Annotated in this window: 20 protein-coding genes; 6 read left to right on the forward strand and 14 right to left on the reverse strand. The window is 45.4% G+C overall.

Annotation, left to right across the window (positions count from 1 at the left end):
• The first annotated feature begins 43 nt into the window (after nt 1–43).
• Nucleotides 44–967, forward strand: a complete 924-nt coding sequence (locus DWY89_RS02065; protein ID WP_118524339.1) for a hypothetical protein — start codon at nt 44–46, stop codon at nt 965–967.
• A 109-nt stretch (nt 968–1076) separates the two neighbouring features.
• Here DWY89_RS02065 and DWY89_RS02070 read toward each other — a convergent pair whose 3' ends face one another.
• Nucleotides 1077–1277: a helix-turn-helix transcriptional regulator gene (locus tag DWY89_RS02070; protein ID WP_347474711.1), complete on the reverse strand. Its 201-nt coding sequence runs from the start codon at nt 1275–1277 to the stop codon at nt 1077–1079.
• A 199-nt stretch (nt 1278–1476) separates the two neighbouring features.
• Here DWY89_RS02070 and DWY89_RS02075 point away from each other — a divergent pair, with 199 nt between their 5' ends.
• The 5 genes from DWY89_RS02075 to DWY89_RS02095 all read left to right on the forward strand — a co-directional run bounded on the left by DWY89_RS02075 (nt 1477) and on the right by DWY89_RS02095 (nt 4879).
• On the forward strand, nt 1477–1905 hold the full coding sequence (locus DWY89_RS02075) for a helix-turn-helix transcriptional regulator (RefSeq protein ID WP_118524340.1): 429 nt from the start codon (nt 1477–1479) through the stop codon (nt 1903–1905).
• 10 nt (nt 1906–1915) lie between these two features.
• Nucleotides 1916–2350 carry an ImmA/IrrE family metallo-endopeptidase gene (locus DWY89_RS02080; RefSeq protein ID WP_243022667.1) on the forward strand — a complete coding sequence of 145 codons (435 nt, stop codon included), beginning with the start codon at nt 1916–1918 and terminating at the stop codon, nt 2348–2350.
• Nucleotides 2351–2388: 38 nt separating this feature from the next.
• The gene (locus DWY89_RS02085) at nt 2389–2829 is read left to right on the forward strand and encodes a hypothetical protein (protein WP_118524341.1); all 441 of its coding nucleotides are present in this window, start codon (nt 2389–2391) and stop codon (nt 2827–2829) included.
• A gap of 21 nt (nt 2830–2850) precedes the next feature.
• A complete protein-coding gene (locus tag DWY89_RS02090) occupies nt 2851–3609 on the forward strand; it encodes a DUF1829 domain-containing protein (protein ID WP_118524342.1) in 759 nt (252 codons plus the stop codon).
• Nucleotides 3610–3814: 205 nt separating this feature from the next.
• Nucleotides 3815–4879, forward strand: a complete 1065-nt coding sequence (locus tag DWY89_RS02095; protein ID WP_118524343.1) for a site-specific integrase — start codon at nt 3815–3817, stop codon at nt 4877–4879.
• A 109-nt stretch (nt 4880–4988) separates the two neighbouring features.
• Here DWY89_RS02095 and DWY89_RS02100 read toward each other — a convergent pair whose 3' ends face one another.
• The 13 genes from DWY89_RS02100 to pepV all read right to left on the reverse strand — a co-directional run bounded on the left by DWY89_RS02100 (nt 4989) and on the right by pepV (nt 18070).
• Nucleotides 4989–5186: a small, acid-soluble spore protein, alpha/beta type gene (locus DWY89_RS02100; RefSeq protein ID WP_117795244.1), complete on the reverse strand. Its 198-nt coding sequence runs from the start codon at nt 5184–5186 to the stop codon at nt 4989–4991.
• Between the two features lie 57 nt (nt 5187–5243).
• Nucleotides 5244–5504: a hypothetical protein gene (locus DWY89_RS02105; protein ID WP_117795242.1), complete on the reverse strand. Its 261-nt coding sequence runs from the start codon at nt 5502–5504 to the stop codon at nt 5244–5246.
• A 12-nt stretch (nt 5505–5516) separates the two neighbouring features.
• Complete coding sequence (locus tag DWY89_RS02110; RefSeq protein ID WP_118467560.1) at nt 5517–6338, reverse strand: DUF1700 domain-containing protein; 822 nt, start codon at nt 6336–6338, stop codon at nt 5517–5519.
• 13 nt (nt 6339–6351) lie between these two features.
• Nucleotides 6352–6666 carry a PadR family transcriptional regulator gene (locus DWY89_RS02115; protein WP_022360428.1) on the reverse strand — a complete coding sequence of 105 codons (315 nt, stop codon included), beginning with the start codon at nt 6664–6666 and terminating at the stop codon, nt 6352–6354.
• 465 nt (nt 6667–7131) lie between these two features.
• The gene (locus tag DWY89_RS14785) at nt 7132–7281 is read right to left on the reverse strand and encodes a hypothetical protein (protein WP_182434468.1); all 150 of its coding nucleotides are present in this window, start codon (nt 7279–7281) and stop codon (nt 7132–7134) included.
• A 52-nt stretch (nt 7282–7333) separates the two neighbouring features.
• Nucleotides 7334–8416 carry a 30S ribosomal protein S1 gene (gene rpsA, locus DWY89_RS02125; RefSeq protein WP_118524344.1) on the reverse strand — a complete coding sequence of 361 codons (1083 nt, stop codon included), beginning with the start codon at nt 8414–8416 and terminating at the stop codon, nt 7334–7336.
• A complete protein-coding gene (ispH, locus tag DWY89_RS02130) occupies nt 8397–9248 on the reverse strand; it encodes a 4-hydroxy-3-methylbut-2-enyl diphosphate reductase (protein ID WP_118523767.1) in 852 nt (283 codons plus the stop codon). Before ispH ends, rpsA begins: the two co-directional genes overlap by 20 nt.
• Before the next feature lie 300 nt (nt 9249–9548).
• Complete coding sequence (locus DWY89_RS02135; RefSeq protein ID WP_118491219.1) at nt 9549–10535, reverse strand: LysR family transcriptional regulator; 987 nt, start codon at nt 10533–10535, stop codon at nt 9549–9551.
• 518 nt (nt 10536–11053) lie between these two features.
• Complete coding sequence (locus DWY89_RS02140; RefSeq protein ID WP_118524345.1) at nt 11054–12070, reverse strand: aminopeptidase; 1017 nt, start codon at nt 12068–12070, stop codon at nt 11054–11056.
• Nucleotides 12071–12585: 515 nt separating this feature from the next.
• A complete protein-coding gene (locus DWY89_RS02145; protein WP_118524346.1) occupies nt 12586–13602 on the reverse strand; it encodes an aminopeptidase in 1017 nt (338 codons plus the stop codon).
• Nucleotides 13603–13852: 250 nt separating this feature from the next.
• Nucleotides 13853–15151 carry a dicarboxylate/amino acid:cation symporter gene (locus DWY89_RS02150; RefSeq protein ID WP_118472905.1) on the reverse strand — a complete coding sequence of 433 codons (1299 nt, stop codon included), beginning with the start codon at nt 15149–15151 and terminating at the stop codon, nt 13853–13855.
• A gap of 368 nt (nt 15152–15519) precedes the next feature.
• The gene (locus DWY89_RS02155; RefSeq protein ID WP_118472906.1) at nt 15520–16512 is read right to left on the reverse strand and encodes an FAD-binding protein; all 993 of its coding nucleotides are present in this window, start codon (nt 16510–16512) and stop codon (nt 15520–15522) included.
• Between the two features lie 154 nt (nt 16513–16666).
• Nucleotides 16667–18070, reverse strand: coding sequence for a dipeptidase PepV (pepV, locus tag DWY89_RS02160; RefSeq protein ID WP_118523755.1), 1404 nt, complete (start codon nt 18068–18070; stop codon nt 16667–16669).
• Between the last annotated feature and the right edge of the window lie 27 nt (nt 18071–18097).

The following is an 18097-nucleotide window of genomic DNA, read 5'->3' on the forward strand; positions in this document are numbered from 1 at the left end:
CAAGCTCCCGCCAGAGCCGAGTACAATAAGAAAGGAATTTTACATGAAGCAAAACAACGATTTTTATGACTCTCTTTCTCAAATTAATAAACAAATAGATCTTTTAAAGTCCATTTCCCAGACACTAGCTGCTGGCCTTTACGATCAGCAGCAGGATCTTGTTCTCGCTGCTCTTAACCTTACAACTTTGGAAAATACCAAATTCAGTCACGAACTCAGTCGTTCATTTACCAACGCATTACCAGCTTCTGTCAGTTCATCATGCGCCCTGCTCAATTCGTGGTACAACGCGACAGACATAGAACTTACAAAAGTACTCCCTGCTTCCGCTGTTGATATTGCTCGAAAAATAACTTCTTTTTCTGCGCTTCAAGCCGATTTTTCGCCATCATCGTTGGGCTTGGAAGCTATTAACGCAGCAGTCAATTCAATACGAATACTGCCAAACTACATTGAATTTCCCGCTGAACTTATACCTGATGATTTTGATTATGATAAAAAACAAATTTCACCAGTTCAGCCCAAATCTGTAATCAAATTACCAACTGAACGAGCACAATTTTTAATCGGTAGCATTCTAATACCTCTAATGCTTTGGTTTGCCTCATATTTCCAAAACCAATCGCCCTCCACCTGGCAAGAGCAACACCACCAAGAGAAAATGGAAGACACCGCTAAACTCATTCAGCAAAATGATGAAGTGATCGAAAACCAGCGCAAACAATACGAGGCGAGTTTAAAAATCATCGAGCTTTTAGAGGCTATCTATTCTGATTCAAATACCTCTCCAGCAGATGCTTCTCCCTTTCAAGCAGCTGATTCATTGCTTCAGCGTGACGATTCTCATTCCTCAGATGATCACTCAAACGATCCCCAAGCTGAATCGTATCCCGGCTCTGCTGAACCAAAGCCTTCCAAATCTTCTGGTTCATCTGCCACATCTGAAACACTGTCAGAATCTGAATAATTGCTAATAAAAGGATCCACGTTCTCCACGGATGTGGATTCTTCTTTTTACTGGCGTCCTGTTCTTTCTCCATCCCTCTCACCTCCCTACTCCAACAGATCTTCGATCGCTATTCTGCTTCCGCGAAATACTCCACCGGAACGTCGAAGTATTTTGCAAGAATCAGAAGCTTGTCGAACTTCGGCGCATAGTTTCCATTCTTCCAATTAGAAAGTGTTGCCGTCGAAATTCCAGTATCTGCTGCGACTCTATAGTCTGTTATATTTCTCTTGTCTCGCAGCTCTGCATATTTTTTATACAAAATAGACACCTCCTTCTTTAAAATCTATTGACTTTAGCTAAGGTTTCTTATATAATCAAAGTACCATCTAAGTTATTTAAGAAACCAAAGCCTATGTCATTGTTTGTAGCTTAGATTTCTTAGCTACATTCATACAATAGCATAGTTATCTTAGCTTGTCAATATTTTTAGCTAATTTTTCTAAGCTATTCAGGCGGAAAGGAATATAATGTATGAGATTTTTGAACAGCTACTTTCCAAGTATGGAGTAACCGCCTATAAAGTAGCTAAGGAAACTGGTATTACTACTGCAACGCTGTCTAATTGGAAACAAGGAAAATACACTCCCAAGCAGGATAAGCTACAGAAAATTGCTGATTATTTCGGCGTGTCTTTAGAGTATCTGATGACCGGAAAAGAAGAGGTTGTAAAAGAAAAAGCCCCAGAGCTTACCGCCCGGGACGAAAGAGATATAAAGAAAGACCTCGACTCCCTACGCGAGAAACTGGCCAACAAGGAATCTGGCCCGGCGGCATATGATGGGCAGGATATTCCGGAAGAAGACATCGATCTGTTTTTGGGACAGGTGGATCTTATGCTCCGCCGAGTAAAAATAAAGAACAAAGAGAAATACAATCCCAATAAGAATAAAAAGTAGGTGATCTGGGTTGAATGACTATGTCAGAAAAAGAGCCTTAGCTTATAGAAGAAAATTTAATACTTCTGATCCGTTTGAATTGGCCGACGCTCTTGGCATCGAAGTCATGACCTGCGACATTGGTTCCCGGCTCGGCTGCTATATGTATCTGAAACGGTCAAAGTGCATCTGGATCAGTGAATCTCTCGAAGGCAATGAGCGAATGTTTGTTATGGCTCATGAGTTGGGGCATGCAATTCTGCACCCGAAAGAAAACTGCTATTTTTTAAGGACTCACACCTTGCTGAATACAAAATTAGAAGTCGAAGCAAATAAATTTGCTGTGGAATTTTTAATTCCGGACGAAATATTAACAGAATATCTTAAATACAAAGAATGCTCCATCGAGCAGGTATCCAGATTATTGGGGTATCAAAAAAAATTAATTGAACTACGATTAAAATAGCTTTGGCATTTTAATAAAAACATGTTAAGGAGAAAAACATGGAACCTTTAACCACAGAAGAGGCAACTCGCCTTATAAAGCTTACCAAACAATCTCTTATCGACATTTTATCCTCTCCAGACCCTGGTGCCAATGTTGAATTTGATGCCAGCCACGAAGATACTGGTGATTTATTTACTGTTAAAATTTATAGAGGAAAAATAAATAAAAACAAATATAATTATGGTGCCAGAATTTCAAAAAATGGTATAATATTGTTGGAATTACATATAAATGCAGGTAATATACATGTGAATCCTAACGGTCAAAAAATCACAGGATCGCATTGGCACTATTACACACAAGAGAACGGAATTAAAAATGCATTTCCAGCAGATGATCTGGACTCTAATGATTTTGTTAAAAATACATTATTGTTCCTTGAAGAATTTCACATTGTGAAGACTCCTACCATTAATCATCAAATTGATTTATTTTAACAGCAGAAAGGAGTGTATATTATGGATATTCAAAAATGTATTAATGATTATGCCGATTGGCTAAAAAGCGAAATTACCTTTACCAAAATGGGAGAATATTTTGAAATTACCACTCCTTTCTTGGACTCGTACAACGATTACTTTCAAATATATGTTCGCCAAGACGGGGAAAATGTTTATTTTTCAGATGATGGTCAAACATTAAATAGCCTTGCAATGAGTGGTTTTCAGCTAACACCTAATAGAAAAGTACAGCTCAAAAATATTCTGTCTCAATATGGAATTAAGCTTAAACAAAATGAATTAATTGCAGTTGCGCCTATGCATGATTTTCCACAAGCAAAACATATGTTTGTGCAGGCAATGATTCGTGTTAGTGATTTATATATGACTTCGAGAACTAAAGTTTCCTCGCTGTTTCTTGATGATATTCAGGAATTTTTTCATCAAAACCATATTTATTGTACAGAAGATGTTCAATTTAGGGGAAAATCAGGATTTTTTCATAATTATGATTTTGTTTTACAACGAACCCAATTCAAACCAGAGCGCTTGTGTATGGCAATTAACAATCCAACAAAGTCTACCATTGGAAATGCATTATTTTCATGGAATGATACCAAAAGCACCAGAAAAAAAGATAGCCAATTAATCGTTCTGCTTAATGACAATAATAACTTCAACAAAAATATTACTGACGCTCTAACAAACTATGACGTAAAGTCGATCTTGTGGAGCGAGCGGAGCAGTCGTTCTAGCCTAGACTTATTATCTGCATAAATTTTTATTTTTTTACTTTGCAATCTTTTACGTTATATAAATAGCAAAACCGCCCGGTATTGGCGTACCGAACGGCTTCACATAGATTTTCTCTTACAGGTTGCCCTGAAAGATATAATCAAATTCGACACTTGAATTATATCATTCTTCCGGGCGCCCTGCAAGGGGTGTATTTCCTATACCCACCAAGGAGGATGATATCATTATGGCAAAACGCAAAAATTCACTCCCATCCGGGAACTTTCGTGTTCTGGCTTTAGATTACACAGATCCGGATGGTAAACGTCATTATAAGTCCTTTACCGCGCGGACCAAGAAAGAGGCGCGGATGCTTGCAGACGAATGGAAATTATCAAAGAAAAGGAACCGCGCCGAAAATATATCCGTTCGTGTCGCTGTCCAGCGATACAAGGACATGAAAGCAGCCGTCCTTTCCCCGTCTACCCTACGCGGCTATGCAGGACTCTTGCGGACGCACTTCCAGGGCGATTTCGGCAGCACACGCCTTAATGAATTGAACAGCCAGATTGTACAGATCTGGATATCTGATTTATCGAAAAGGCTTAGCCCTAAGACCGTCCGAAATGCCTATGCGCTTCTGACAGCGGCTCTCGATATGTTTGCCCCCGACCTTTCCATCCGCGTACAGCTTCCCGCCCGGAAGCACCCGGAGCTATATTGTCCGAACGACACAGATATTCAACGCCTCCTGGCTGAATCTGCTGGAACCGATCTGGAAATAGCCATTCTTCTGGCTGCATTTGGTCCGCTTCGCCGTGGCGAAATCTGTGCTTTGACTTCCCGTGATATTAAAGGGAACACCATAACTGTCAGCAAAAGCATTGTGCGCAGCGAGGACAATGAGTGGATAACCAAGTCACCCAAAACCTACGGCAGCTATCGAACTATACAAATGCCAGAATTCTTTTTTAAACATATACGCGGTAAAAAAGGGGCACTGTGTAACCTGAACCCCGATCAGCTCACGCGAGAATTCGAACGGGTTCTGGATCTCTGCCAGCTCCCCCACTTCCGCTTTCATGACCTGCGGCATTACTCCGCGTCCATCATGCATGCGATCGGAGTTCCGGATCAATACATTATGCAGCGAGGCGGTTGGTCCTCTGACAATGTGATGAAATCCGTCTACCGGAATGTCATTGATTTGGAGGCAGAAAAGCAGAGTCAGCTGATCCTTGAACATTTCCAAAAAGTTGCAAACGTAAAATCATGCAACACGAAATGCAACACGATGCCTGAAAAGCATTGATATTAAAGGCTTCTTCGCGGGTTCAAGTCCCGCAGCCGGCAGATTTGAAACCCCTTGAAAATATTGGATTTTTCCTTTATTTTCAAGGGGTTTCGGTGTTTTAAGGGAATTATCCGTCTTTCTTATCCTGCTTCATTTCCCGCCTTTTCTTCGTCATCAGACCGCCAATCCGCCCGCTCTCCTTGGCAGTCAGGCTTCTCCAGCCATACTGTCGTACCTTGTCCGCCAATCCAACTTCTTCCGCCACCTCATATTTCAGCCGCTCTGCCGGGGTCATTTTCTCAAAATCCACCTTATTTTCATCCATAAAAAAACATACTCCTTTCCATCTTGTGTACTCAGAGTATGTCCATTTTCTGGAAATCTATTCGTATTGTCTTTCTCCGTTCAGCTGCTCTTTTACCTCATCCGACTCATCAAGCTCTTCCGGCAGCTGCTCCGTATCATCCCATATTTCCTCAGAATCACCCCAATTATATTTATCCTGAAAATTTTTTTCCTGATCGATCAGAAAATCCAGTCCGGCAGCTGCGCCTCCGATGGCAGCCCCGATCGATGTCACGCCGATTCCACCCACAAAGAGGACAGCGCCTATGATTGCCATTTTTTTCATCCATTTTTTCATTTTCCTATCCTCCTACGCCCTGGCTGACAGATAACCTGCCGCCTGACGGCAAAGCTGAATGATTCCCTTGACTGCCCACGGCAGAAATACACCGTAAAACAGGATACAGCCGCATATCAGAAGCAGACAGCTGCCCTCTGCCGCGATACCCAATCCGATGAACATCAGTCCCATCGCAAAATGTTCAAACAGACTCGCCGTACCCAGAACAAACAGCATAATTCCGCCAACAAACACCAGCACCGTCATCAGTCCCAGCACCACCAGTATCGCTGCCAGTGCGACTGCCAGCCCAAAAACACTTCCCACAGTTCCCGTTACCAGCGAAAAGATAAATGGAAGAACTGCAAGCACTACCAGAACTGCCACAACCATTCCAATCTTGGAACCGGTTATTTTTTCTTTTAAGCAATGCAGCATCTCGCTCAGACGGCTTCTTTGATTCTCATTGGATGCCGCATTTTCTCCCGTTTCCTCATCCCGAAATTCCCGGAATGGGGCATCCTCGGTTCCAGCCTGAAATCCTGCTTCTTTTTCTCGTTCTCCCTGTTCTGCCCCACCGCTTCTGGATAAAGTCGTCCGCTTTTCTTCAAACCGGCTGTCATTGTACCCCCGGTCTGTAAATTCGCCGCCACTCCATTCACTCTGCAGCTCCATCCGGATTACCTCGGCAATATGCTCCGGACTCTGAAATTCTGCAAGTACCTCTTCTTCCTTCTCCGGTCCCGCTTCCTCCAGATAATCGCGGTAATAGTCAATCGCATCCCGTTTTTCTTCTTCCGGAATATCCTGCAAGAGCGCTTCCAGCCTCTCTAAAAATGCTTCTTTTTTCATGATCTGCCTCTCCTTATCCCTCTTTCAGTATCTCTGAAATTTTTCCTGCATACACGTTCCACTCACCCCGGTAAAGATTCAGCTGAATCCGTCCCGCCTCCGTTATTTTGTAATACCGTCGGTTTCTGCCGTCGATCGCCCGGTCATATGTTTCCAGGCAGTCATCCTTCTGAAGCCGCCGCAACACCGGATAAAGCGTAGACTCCGATATTTCGATTGCCTGACGGACATCCTGCGTGATCTTATACCCATATGTTCCTTCTGCAGATTTTGATACAACTGAAAGGACGATCGCATCCAGAAGCGCAGCTCCTGTATTAAAAACCATCTTATCCCTCCTAAGATTCACTAATTCAAAATATAATATTTTTTCTTGTTTAATATTATATGTTATATAATATTGTATCTAAATTATATATCAGTGTACCTTCTTTGTCAATATTTTTCCAAATATCCTTATGACTCACTCCAATCCATCTTTCTGCTCCCACAACCCTTCACCACGCCGTATCCCGCTCCTCATCACGCAAAAAACAGACCGTACAACCTATGTTCCATCACATACGCCATACTGCCTGTTTTCATTTTTATCTTATTCAAGTCGAACATCCGTGAGACTTGGCGCGTGATTCTGGTCAGCAAAGCTGACATATTCCTATCAGAATCACTGCGCATCCTCGCGGAGCGTTTATCTCAGTTGGAGACCCAACTCCCACTGAGACAAATTTGCTATTACTCACTACCTGAAGAGGCGGGAGTCTTCTCAACTGAGATAAAATCACCAAATAGCTTTCTACAGCACCAGAAACAGCCAGCTCTTTCTTCCAATCCCAGAAATACCCATCTGCATTCCGATCAAGAATACCATGCCCCACGCCATCACAAAAACGGCTGCCACCTCCACATTCTTCCTGTGGAAATGACAGCCTGATGATTCTTTCATCCTCCGTCTGACGCACTATCTGCCCGATGAGAAACTAGCGTCAACCGTTTGATTAGTTTTCTTCTGCTTCCTGATTCTCAAGAGTTTTCATGCTCAGGCTGATCTTGCGGTCTGCCTCGTTGAAGTCAACTACCTTAGCAGTGATAACCTGTCCTACGCTCAGTACGTCGGATGGTTTGTCAACATGCTCTCTGGAAATCTGGGATACGTGAAGAAGTGCATCTACACCTGGCTCCAGCTCAACGAATGCGCCGAAATCAGTCATACGTGCTACCTTGCCTTCTACTACGTTGCCTACAGCATATTTCTCAGCTGCGTTTGCCCACGGATTGCTCTCCGGGAACTTTAAGCTCAGAGCGATCTTCTCGCCGTTGATATCTTTGATCAGAGCTTTTACTTTATCGCCTACTTTGAAAACCTTCTTCGGGTTCTCAACTCTGCCCCAGGACATCTCAGAGATGTGAAGCAGACCGTCAGCGCCGCCAAGGTCGATAAATGCACCGAAATCAGTTACATTCTTAACAACACCTTCTACGGTCTGACCAACAGCGATCTTCTCGAATAATTCTTTCTGCATAGCAGCTTTCTTCTCAAGCAGGATCTGCTTGCGGTCGCCGATGATACGGCTTCTTCTTCCGCTCGGATTGAACTCGGTAACTACGAACTCAATCTCCTGACCTGCGTACTTGGATAAGTCTTTATCATAAGTATCAGAAACCATGCTTGCCGGAATGAATACACGGGTTCCCTCAACCTCTACTACGAGGCCTTTCTCCATAACCTGTGTAACTTTCTCTTTCAGAACTTCCTTGTTCTCGAAAGCTTCTTTCAGACGTTTCAGACCCTTATCAGCAGCCAGTCTCTTGTAAGATAAAGCAGCCATGCCCTCTCCGTCGTTTACTTTCAGAACTTTTGCTTCCAGTTCGTCGCCGACCTGAACTTTGGTTCTAAGATCTACGCCCGGCTCATTGGTGAATTCGCTTCTTGTGATGATGCCTTCGGATTTGCTTCCAGCGATGCTGAGAATGATTTCGTCTTCCTTGACACCGATAACCTGACCGGTAACAGCCTCTCCTGTACGTAATCTCTTGAATGATGATTCTTCAAACATTTGTTCAAAACTTAATTCTGACATTAGTATGAACCTCCTCGATAATTTGATTTGGGGTCGATGCCCCGGCTGTAATACCTACGCTGCGCACAGTACCTGTTATCTCAGGCTTGAAATCTTCCAGTGTCTGAATGTAGTAAGTGTGTTTACATTCCCTGCGGCAAATCTCATACAACTTTTGTGTGTTAGAACTGTTTCGTCCTCCGATAACAATCATAACATCCACCTGTGAAGCTATCTGCCTCGCCTCAACCTGTCTCTCCTGTGTTGCATTGCAAATCGTATTTAAAACAAGTATATCATAATACGTTTTTGAAATTTTTTCAACTAAATCTTGAAATTTATTGTAGTTAAATGTCGTCTGCGCCACGATACAGAGCTTTTCATCCGGTCTGAGTGCCAGATTTTCAAATTCCTCCAGTGACTCGACTGCCAGAGTATACTCATTTCCCCAGCCTTTGATACCCTCGACCTCCGGGTGGTGCTCATTTCCCACGATAATCACGCGGCGTCCGGCTTCGCACTGTTCCCGGACAATCTTGTGGATCTTTTTGACAAATGGACAGGTCGCGTCCACAAGCTCCAGTCCCTGGCGTTCCAGGAGTTCATAGATCTCCCTGCCTACGCCGTGGGAACGGATGACGACCACGCCTTCTTTCAGGGCTTCCAGTTCCTCCTTCGAATTGATGACCTGTACGCCCTTCTCTTCCAGATCCTGCACCACCTCTTCATTGTGGATGATGGGACCGTAGGTATAGATCTGCTTCTTCCACGTCGCTATCTGATCATATACCTTCTCGACTGCCCGCTTCACGCCAAAGCAGAAGCCAGCCGTCTTCGCAACTGTGATTTCCATGTTCCTGCCCGCCATTCCTCCTATTCCTCATCGTCTTGGATAAATAAATCCCCTCTGTCTCCTTCATAAAATCCACCTTTGCTCCTGTCTCTCATAGCATCCCGCGAATTCTCCAGAATAGAAATTCTTCCGCCTTTAATCGGCAACTCATTTACCCTCATTATTACAGTTTATCATACTTTAGACTGCTGGTAAAGTCTAAATCGACGTAAAATTATATAAAATTTACACGATTAACTGATTTTGCAACCGCATTTCGGAATTTACGCCGCATTCAGTCCCTGTCTTCGGAAATTGCCGTTACTCCTTTTGCCTCCCGGCAACCGGATCGGTGTCCGGATCATCCGACCGGATGCCTGCCAGACGCATAAACTCACGCATCGCCGCCGTCACATAACGCCCCCGCTTGACCGAAAATGTGATCTCCCGCTCAGACAGCGGGTCGTCCAGCTTATAATAGACCAGCCTCGGGTCCTCCGGACGCCACTGTACAATATCAGAACGCACAAACATCGCTCCAACCCCGTTGGAGACGATATTTAAAGAAGTCAGCACCTGATCCACCATCATCACAGTTTTCATCGTAAAACCGCTGTTGCGGCATATTTTCGCGCCTCGTTTATACATATCATTGCCCGGTTTCATCGTGATAAACGGCACATCCTTAAATTCCTTTAACGGAACCGCCTCCACCTCCGGTTTTAAAAAGGACTTGGACAGAATCTCCTGCCTGGACAGTCGGTATGGCTGCAGCTTCCGGTTAACCGGAAAACTTTCCGGAACTGCCAGAATCAGATTTTCCTTCCGGAATAAATACCGTTTGATCGAAGTATCGTCCTTCTCCATCGCCGTCTCCAACACCAGATCCAGCGACTCATTTTCCAACCCTGCTTTCAGCTCCCGCGTATTTCCTTCTGTTAGGTCAATCGTAACCTGCGGATATTTTGTCTGAAAACGGGCAATCAGATCCGGATACACAAACGAGCAGAAATAAGATGCACCGCCGAGCGCCAGCGTGCCGCCCTGAAGCCCCGCAATATCTTGAAAATACCGTTCCAGATTCCGTTCCAGAAAAAGAATCTTTTCAACGGTACGGATGTAATACGCGCCCTCCTTCGTCACCGTCAGCGGAATCGTACTGCGATCAAAAATCGGCGCTCCCATCTCTTTCTCTGCCTTCCGCACCATGTTGCTGAGTGCTGGCTGGCTGATAAAAAGCTTCTTCGCCGCTTTGGAAAAACTCTTTTCTTTGTAAACCTCATACACGTACTTCATTTCATTCAGCATTTGTCAATTCCCCCTGTCCATTTTCCATCCTGCTTTGCTTAAATGATGTTACGATTCTTGCACCCATGACCCGTAACGAATTCTGCCATGGTTCTGCACTTAAATATGGCTGATCCACTTTCCCATATCTCTATGCTAAAATCTGCTATAAACGAATATAACCGCCATATCTAACAGTTATTTTTTATTGTTATTATTTTATCATAAGATTTCTATATCTGTAAACAAATAAACTGTATTTTCCGTCCGTTTTCAGGCAGAATCCAGCTTATTTTACAAAACTTCCAGGTGCGTGAATCAGCACTCAAAAGAAGCTGCGAACGCCTGCGCTCTACACATCTAAGGCAGCTAACCTGCGTCCACAGCTTCCATTTTTAATATGGAGGTTTATTCAATTCCTAAGCTTTTACAAATTCCTGATGTTTTATATTGCGGCTGCTCAAGGGGAAATCGCAGCCGCAATTCATGCAGTCTTTCATTGACAATTCGTTCTTGATATTTCTTAATATGCAGCCATATTATTTATCACCCAGGCATACAACCTTGCCGTCTTTTACGATCAGAACCTCTTCCGGTGTTCCCTCGTCGAAGATAACGGTCGGATTGTACTGTACCATGTCGATATGTACGGTCGAGCGTGCCGGCTGTCCATAGTAGAAGCCGTTGCCCATTGCGATGTGGCAGGTTCCTCTTGCCTTCTTCTCTTCCTCGAAGTCTCCGTTGAACATACAAGCCGGGTTCAGACCAAGTCCGATCTCTGCGATGTTGTCGGAATCTTTGACTTCTGCAATCTGACGACGGATCTCTTTGCAGATCTTCGGGTCGCCGCCGACTACTTCTACGATACGGCCTTTCTCAATCTTTAACTCAACCGGTGTGGTCGGGCAGCCGTAGTAGCAGATAGGTCCATCAATTACCAGTTTTCCGTGGGTTGTATCGATAACCGGTCCTAAGGAAACTTCGCCGTCAGACCACGCCATTGCATCGCCCGGATTTCTCGCGATACCGCACTCGATGATCGGCTCCATCTGATTCATTTCCATGTACAGGTCGGTACCAGCCGGTGTGGTGATGTGAGCCATCTTATGACCTCTCCAGATTGCCTGCAGCTTCTCGCCGTCTGCATAAACTGCTTCATAATCTGCCAGTGCGCCGCCTCTTGTGAAGTTATCGATGCTTCTTAAGCAGATGGAAACCTCACGGAGTTTCTTCTGGTTGATGAGCTCTTTTAAGTGGTTATTGTAAATCGCTGCACCGGATGCAGTAGTCATGCCGACAAATACATCGCAGGCATCCATACCAAGTTCCAGGGATTTCGGGAAGATGGTTGCTTTGTCTTTTCCACGAATCGGCATCATGTATACGCCGTACTCAGCGCCACAGTTTAAAGCGGCTGCTGCCATCGCCTGGATCATTCTCTCATCGGTCTGCGGGTCTACTACGATTAAAACTTCCTCGCCCGGTTTTACAGCCATCAGGTTGCCAAGAAGATACTGTGCGCGTTCCATACATTCGATAATTCTGTTATCACTCATAGTTCATTCTCCTCACTTTTTATTATTCGACAGTTTCTGCATCCAGCCGATTTAAGCTATCTGCCTGTCATTGTTCTCTGTTTCATAGCTGTTTATTTAGTTTTTCTGTTCCTCATGAGGTTTGACTATATACTATCAAACCCGCACACACTTATAAACAAATATACCCATTTGCGAATATGTTATAAATATTTCGTGATAAGGGGTTTACCATCCTGCTGGAAGCATTCCCAGTGCGCTGAAAATTGCGTAGAATAAGGTACTGCCGTACAGCAGGACGATAATCGCCTGCATCGGCTTGCTTACCATCCAGCCGCAGTTCCATACCAGCTCAATGTCACCTGTTTTTCTTGCTCGGGAGGCAGTGCTTCACATCCAAATCAGACTTAAAAACACCAAGAATCCCCGTTCAGCCGATACACTGGCTGAACGGGGATTCCTGGCGTCATACAAAACAGTAAGGTATATTTATATGGTTATAATTGGGGTGAACTGTCTAGTTGGATGCAATAGTTTTATTTGTCGCCCAAACAAACAACCTTGCCGTCTTTTACAATCAGAACCTCTTCTGGTGTTCCCTCGTCGAAGATAACGGTCGGATTATACTGTACCATGTCGATATGTACGGTCGAGCGTGCCGGCTGTCCATAGTAGAAGCCGTTGCCCATTGCGATGTGGCAGGTTCCTCTTGCCTTCTTCTCTTCCTCGAAGTCTCCGTTGAACATACAAGCCGGGTTAAGTCCAAGTCCGATCTCTGCGATGTTATCGGAATCTTTAACTTCTGCGATCTGACGGCGGATTTCTTTACAAATCTTCGGATCGCCGCCAACTACCTCTACGATACGTCCTTTTTCGATTCTTAACTCAACCGGTGTGGTCGGGCATCCATAGTAGCAGATAGGTCCATCAATCACCAGTTTGCCGTGGGTTGTATCAATAACCGGTCCTAAGGAAACTTCGCCATCGGACCAAGCCATTGCATCGCCCGGATTTCTTGCGATACCACACTCGATGATCGGCTCCATCTGGTTCATTTCCATGTAAAGGTCTGTACCTGCCGGTGTGGTGATGTGAGCCATCTTATGACCTCTCCAGATTGCCTGCAGCTTCTCGCCGTCTGCATAAACTGCTTCATAATCTGCCAGTGCGCCGCCTCTTGTGAAGTTATCGATGCTTCTTAAGCAGATGGAAACCTCACGGAGTTTCTTCTGGTTGATGAGCTCTTTTAAGTGGTTATTGTAAATCGCTGCACCGGATGCAGTAGTCATGCCGACAAATACATCGCAGGCATCCATACCAAGTTCCAGGGATTTCGGGAAGATGGTTGCTTTGTCTTTTCCACGAATCGGCATCATGTATACGCCGTACTCAGCGCCGCAGTTTAAAGCGGCTGCTGCCATCGCCTGGGTCATTCTCTCGTCGGTTTGAGGGTCAACGACAATCAAAACTTCCTCGCCCGGTTTAACAGCCATCAGGTTGCCAAGAAGATACTGTGCACGTTCCATACATTCGATAATTCTGTTATCACTCATAGTTTTAATCTCCTTTTCTTGTTTTGTCTGGTTTCCTTAAATTTTTGCACCTTTGCAAGTGGGAATTATTTCTGTTTTTTTCCTTTTTATCCGGAAAACGTGGACTTTTCAGAACCGGGTGTTCCATATTCCATCTTTGATTCACGTTCTGCACAAATTTGTCGTTTCCCCGCTTTCCGGGTTCCATACATAACTACTGCCCAGATATATTTCACATTTCATACGAATCCGGGATGTCTCTTTCTAAAACTCAAGCTGCCTTTTTGGCTTCTCCCTGATTGAAAATCTCGTGATCCAGTTCGCCCTCCATCTGAGAAATGCAGACAGATGCTACCAGGTCGCCTACAGAGTTAGTAGATGTGTGAATCTGGTCGATGATACGATAGATTCCAGCTACCAGTGCGTATGCATCCAGCGGAAGTCCCATCTGCGTCATCAAGGTTAAGCTGATAACCAGACCAATCTGCGGAGTTGCTGCACAGCCAACGCTTAAGAAGGTTGCCTGTACAACCAGCATAATCTGCTGCTGAATACTTAACTCTACGCCGTACAGCTGTGCGGCAAAGAGAACAACGATACCAAAGTATGCACACGTTCCGTTCATCTGAGCGGTACATCCAAGTGGAAGTACGAAACTCGCAATATCTCTCGGAACGCCCATCTTCTTCGGTGCTACTTCCATTGATACCGGAAGAGCTGCTGAAGAAGTACAGGTACTAAATGCGATCATCCAAGGTTCAAACGCTTTGCGCCAGAACTTCATCGGATTTACCTTTCCAATCACGATAAGGAAAATGCTGTATCCAACAGTACTCATGATAATGCAGGCAAGATAATCAGTTAAGATGAATTTCAGAACCGGTCCGAAGATGGCAACGCCATATTTTGCAAGTGCTACAGTCATCAAACTGAATACGCCGTAAGGGATGATTCCAAGAATCATGTCGATAACCTTAAACATCGTCCGTGAACAAAGGCTGATGATGTCACATAACTGCTGTGCTTCCTTGCCAATGCTGATGATGGCAAATCCAAGAAACAGGGAAAAGACGATAATCTGCATCATCTCGCCGCTTGTCAGTGCCTGAAATGGGTTGGACGGAATTAAGTCGAGCAGTGTCTGGTAGATACCCGGAAGTTCTTTCACCTCCATTGCTGTCTCTGCCGTTCCCAGCTGCAAGCCACGTCCCGGTTTGATGATATTGGCAAGTATCAGACCGATGGTTGCTGAAATACCGCCAGTTGCTAAAAACCAGATGATGGTTTTAACGCCGATGCTTCGAAGTTTCTTGATATCGCCCAGCGAAAGTGCCGCGTCGATGATACAGAAGAACACCAGCGGGACGACAATCATCTTGATCAACTTGATAAACAAATCTCCAATGAACTGGAAGAACGGAAGGACATATCCGTTAATGATCTCATTCTCCACGCCGCCCATAAAATTTAAGACGTAACCAAACGCGATACCTGCAAACAATGCAATGAATATTTTCACGTACAACGGAGTTCCTTTTTTCTCCGCCCCATTTTTAGTTTTCTCCACCATGTAATACCCCCTTATGTAATGGTTTTTTATTTCTCGTGTTCCTCATGAGGTTTGACTACATAGTATCAAAAAGCCAGATTATTATAAACAAATATATCGAATTGCGAATAAGTTATAATAATTCAGTGATACAGAGTTAGTTCTGACTTACTTTTTTATATATTGTCTCCACAATAAAAATAATTTTATTTTTGCAAATCAGTTCCGTGCTGTTTTCTGTAAAATACTAAAAGCGGGTAAAAGTTTTTTTGCTTTTACCCGCTTCTTGCTTGAACCTTCTTCTTAAAGGTTCCTATTTAATTTCTATTTATTTCGTCTGCATCATCTGATTTTTTAGAAATGGCATTACATATGAACCAGCTTAGCTTTTACTGGTTATCCGAAACATAAACCGCTGCTTCTGTTCCTGCAGTCGAACCAAACACAACCGCCTCGGTCAACTCATTGCCGGAGAGCACACCTTCACCGTCTACTGCCGCTGACAGGATCGGACCTGCTGCATAAAGACCATTGATCAGCTCGCCGCTATCTTTGTTTAGCTGTTCCGCATTGTTGCTGACAACCAAGGCAGCTGCCTTTCCATCTGCCTCATATACCTGAGATTCCTCAAAAACCGGAATCAGGGAGACATCGGTCGCTACCAGTGCCAGGCAGTCAATCTCCTGATCCTTGCCGTCCACCGTCACAGTGATGCGGTCAAGCGCACCTTCTTCATCGTAAGCGACGCTCTTTAATTCTGCCTTATATTCAACCGGAATCTTCAGCTCTTCGACTTTTTTAAGCAGCGCTTCCTGTGCAAGCTCGTTCAGATTTCCCTCTTTTGCCGGGAAACTGCGGGCCACCGAGGAACCTGCCTCCTGTGCCAGATCGCCATACTCCATTCCCAGTGTGTCGGCAAGCCAGTCTTTCGCCTCTTCGCTGTTCTCCGATACATATGCCGCCATATCCGAATTGTTCGTATTATTTCCTGCCGTCATAATATCGGACAGATAAATCTCAAAATCATCCGTAAGATTCGCCTGGAACTGCTCATCCGTATCGGCTGCATTAACATACGGTGCCATCTCCGTCATATCTGCCGCCAGCTCTTCGCCCGGTGCCAGAATCAGGATCTTCGACGGATCCATGCCCTCGGCTGCCGCCTGAACCGCCGCGATCAGTCCGGCGCTGTCTCCACCTGCGATGACAAGCTGTGCATCCGATGCTTCTGCCTCTCCGGTCGCTTCGGTTGCTTCCTCGCTTGCCGCTGCACTCTCTGTTGTATCTGCCTTACTGCCGCATCCCGCCAGTGCCGCTGTTCCCAGAACCGCTGCCGCCGTCAGAATCCCTGCCTTTTTAACTGTATGGAATGATTTTTTCATAATCGTTCTCTCCTTTCCCTCTCGCCGGAGTTCCTGCAGCTGTCTTCAAACATGCACAGTACCTCTCGGTTGTGGATTTCAGTCTAACATAGAACCTGCGGCGAATCAATTAAGGTTTCTTTAATTCTTACGGAGGAAAAAACGAAATTTTCTGTTACTTACACAAATCCGCAATCACCTGTGCAAAAATCTTCGCGCTTGCCACCAGATCACTCACATAGGCAAATTCATCCGCCCCATGCATACGGTTGTCCACGCCCGGCATCGACGCGCCAAATGCAACGCCGTTTTTCAGGTCATGCACATATGTGCCGCCGCCGGTGTAGTTGCACTCGCCCTTGTTGCCGGTATAAAGCTCATAAGCATTCAGAAGTGTTCTGACAAACTCGGAATTGCCGTCTACAAAATGCGGTTCTCGCAGCTGCGGGGACTCTAACTTCATGCCGTGGGACGCAAGTTTTGCCTCCACCGGTTTCAACAGGTTGTCATCATTGCCGCCGATCGGGAAACGTCCGTCAAAGTACGCTTCCATCCGTGTCTCCGTCATCGTAAGCATCGTGAATGCCAGAGACAGCGCTCCGGATCCTTCTGCCTGCATCGCCACGCCAAGCGCCTTGCCCTCGGTATCATTCCACGGGAAGCACTCAGTCAGGCTGTGAATCAGCTTCGTCTGTCCGCAGGATGCAAATGGCAGGCGATCCAGAAGCAGAAGCAGGGATGCCAGCGCATTTTTGCCTTCCTCTGGTGTCGAGGCGTGTGCGCCCTCACCGACTGCGGTGATCACGATCGCATCTTCCTCTGCCTGAAGCTCAAACTGTACGCCGGTCTCCTTCGTCACACCCTCTGCCACCGGACACACCTCTTCCTCGGTCAATCCTGCAATGGTCGCATGCGCCTTGCCCGGAACAACATTGATTTTGATGCCAGCCTCAATGGACAGGATCCGCTCTTTCTCCGTCGATACCTCAAAAGAAGCTGTCACATGCCCCGGGAAACGTCCTTTTTCGATATTGATAACCGGGAACGAAGCATCCGGGGAAAATGTCATCGGTGCTTCCTTCTCCACTTTATAATAATGTTCAATATCGCTGCTGCCGCACTCCTCATCTGTTCCCAGAATCAGGCGGACATTTTTTGTCACCGGGATTCCCAGTTCTTTGACCGCACGCATCGCATACAGGGCTGCTATCGCCGGTCCCTTGTCATCCGCCGTGCCGCGTCCGTACAGTTTGCCGTCTTTTACAATCGGTTCAAACGGCTGTGTCACAGTCCAGCCCTCGCCTGCCGGGACAACATCCAGGTGTGCCAGAATATCCAGCTGGTGTTCACCGTCGTTTAAATCGGCGGTTCCTACATAATTATCGTAATTGTTGATGGAAAATCCATACTCTTCCGCCATTTTGAGTGCCTGTGCCAGTGCCCGGCTCGGACCTTCTCCGAACGGATCGCCCTCCTGGTATGCCGAACGCTCGCTGTTGATGCTGCACAGCGTGCAGATGTCATCTAACATCTCCTGCTTGTGCGCCTCGATATACTGCTCTATTTTCTTTTTATACATAAATCTTCCGCCTCGTTCTTTTCCTTC

It is taken from the genome of Clostridium sp. AF27-5AA, assembly GCF_003478415.1.
Classification (GTDB): domain Bacteria; phylum Bacillota; class Clostridia; order Lachnospirales; family Lachnospiraceae; genus Otoolea; species Otoolea fessa.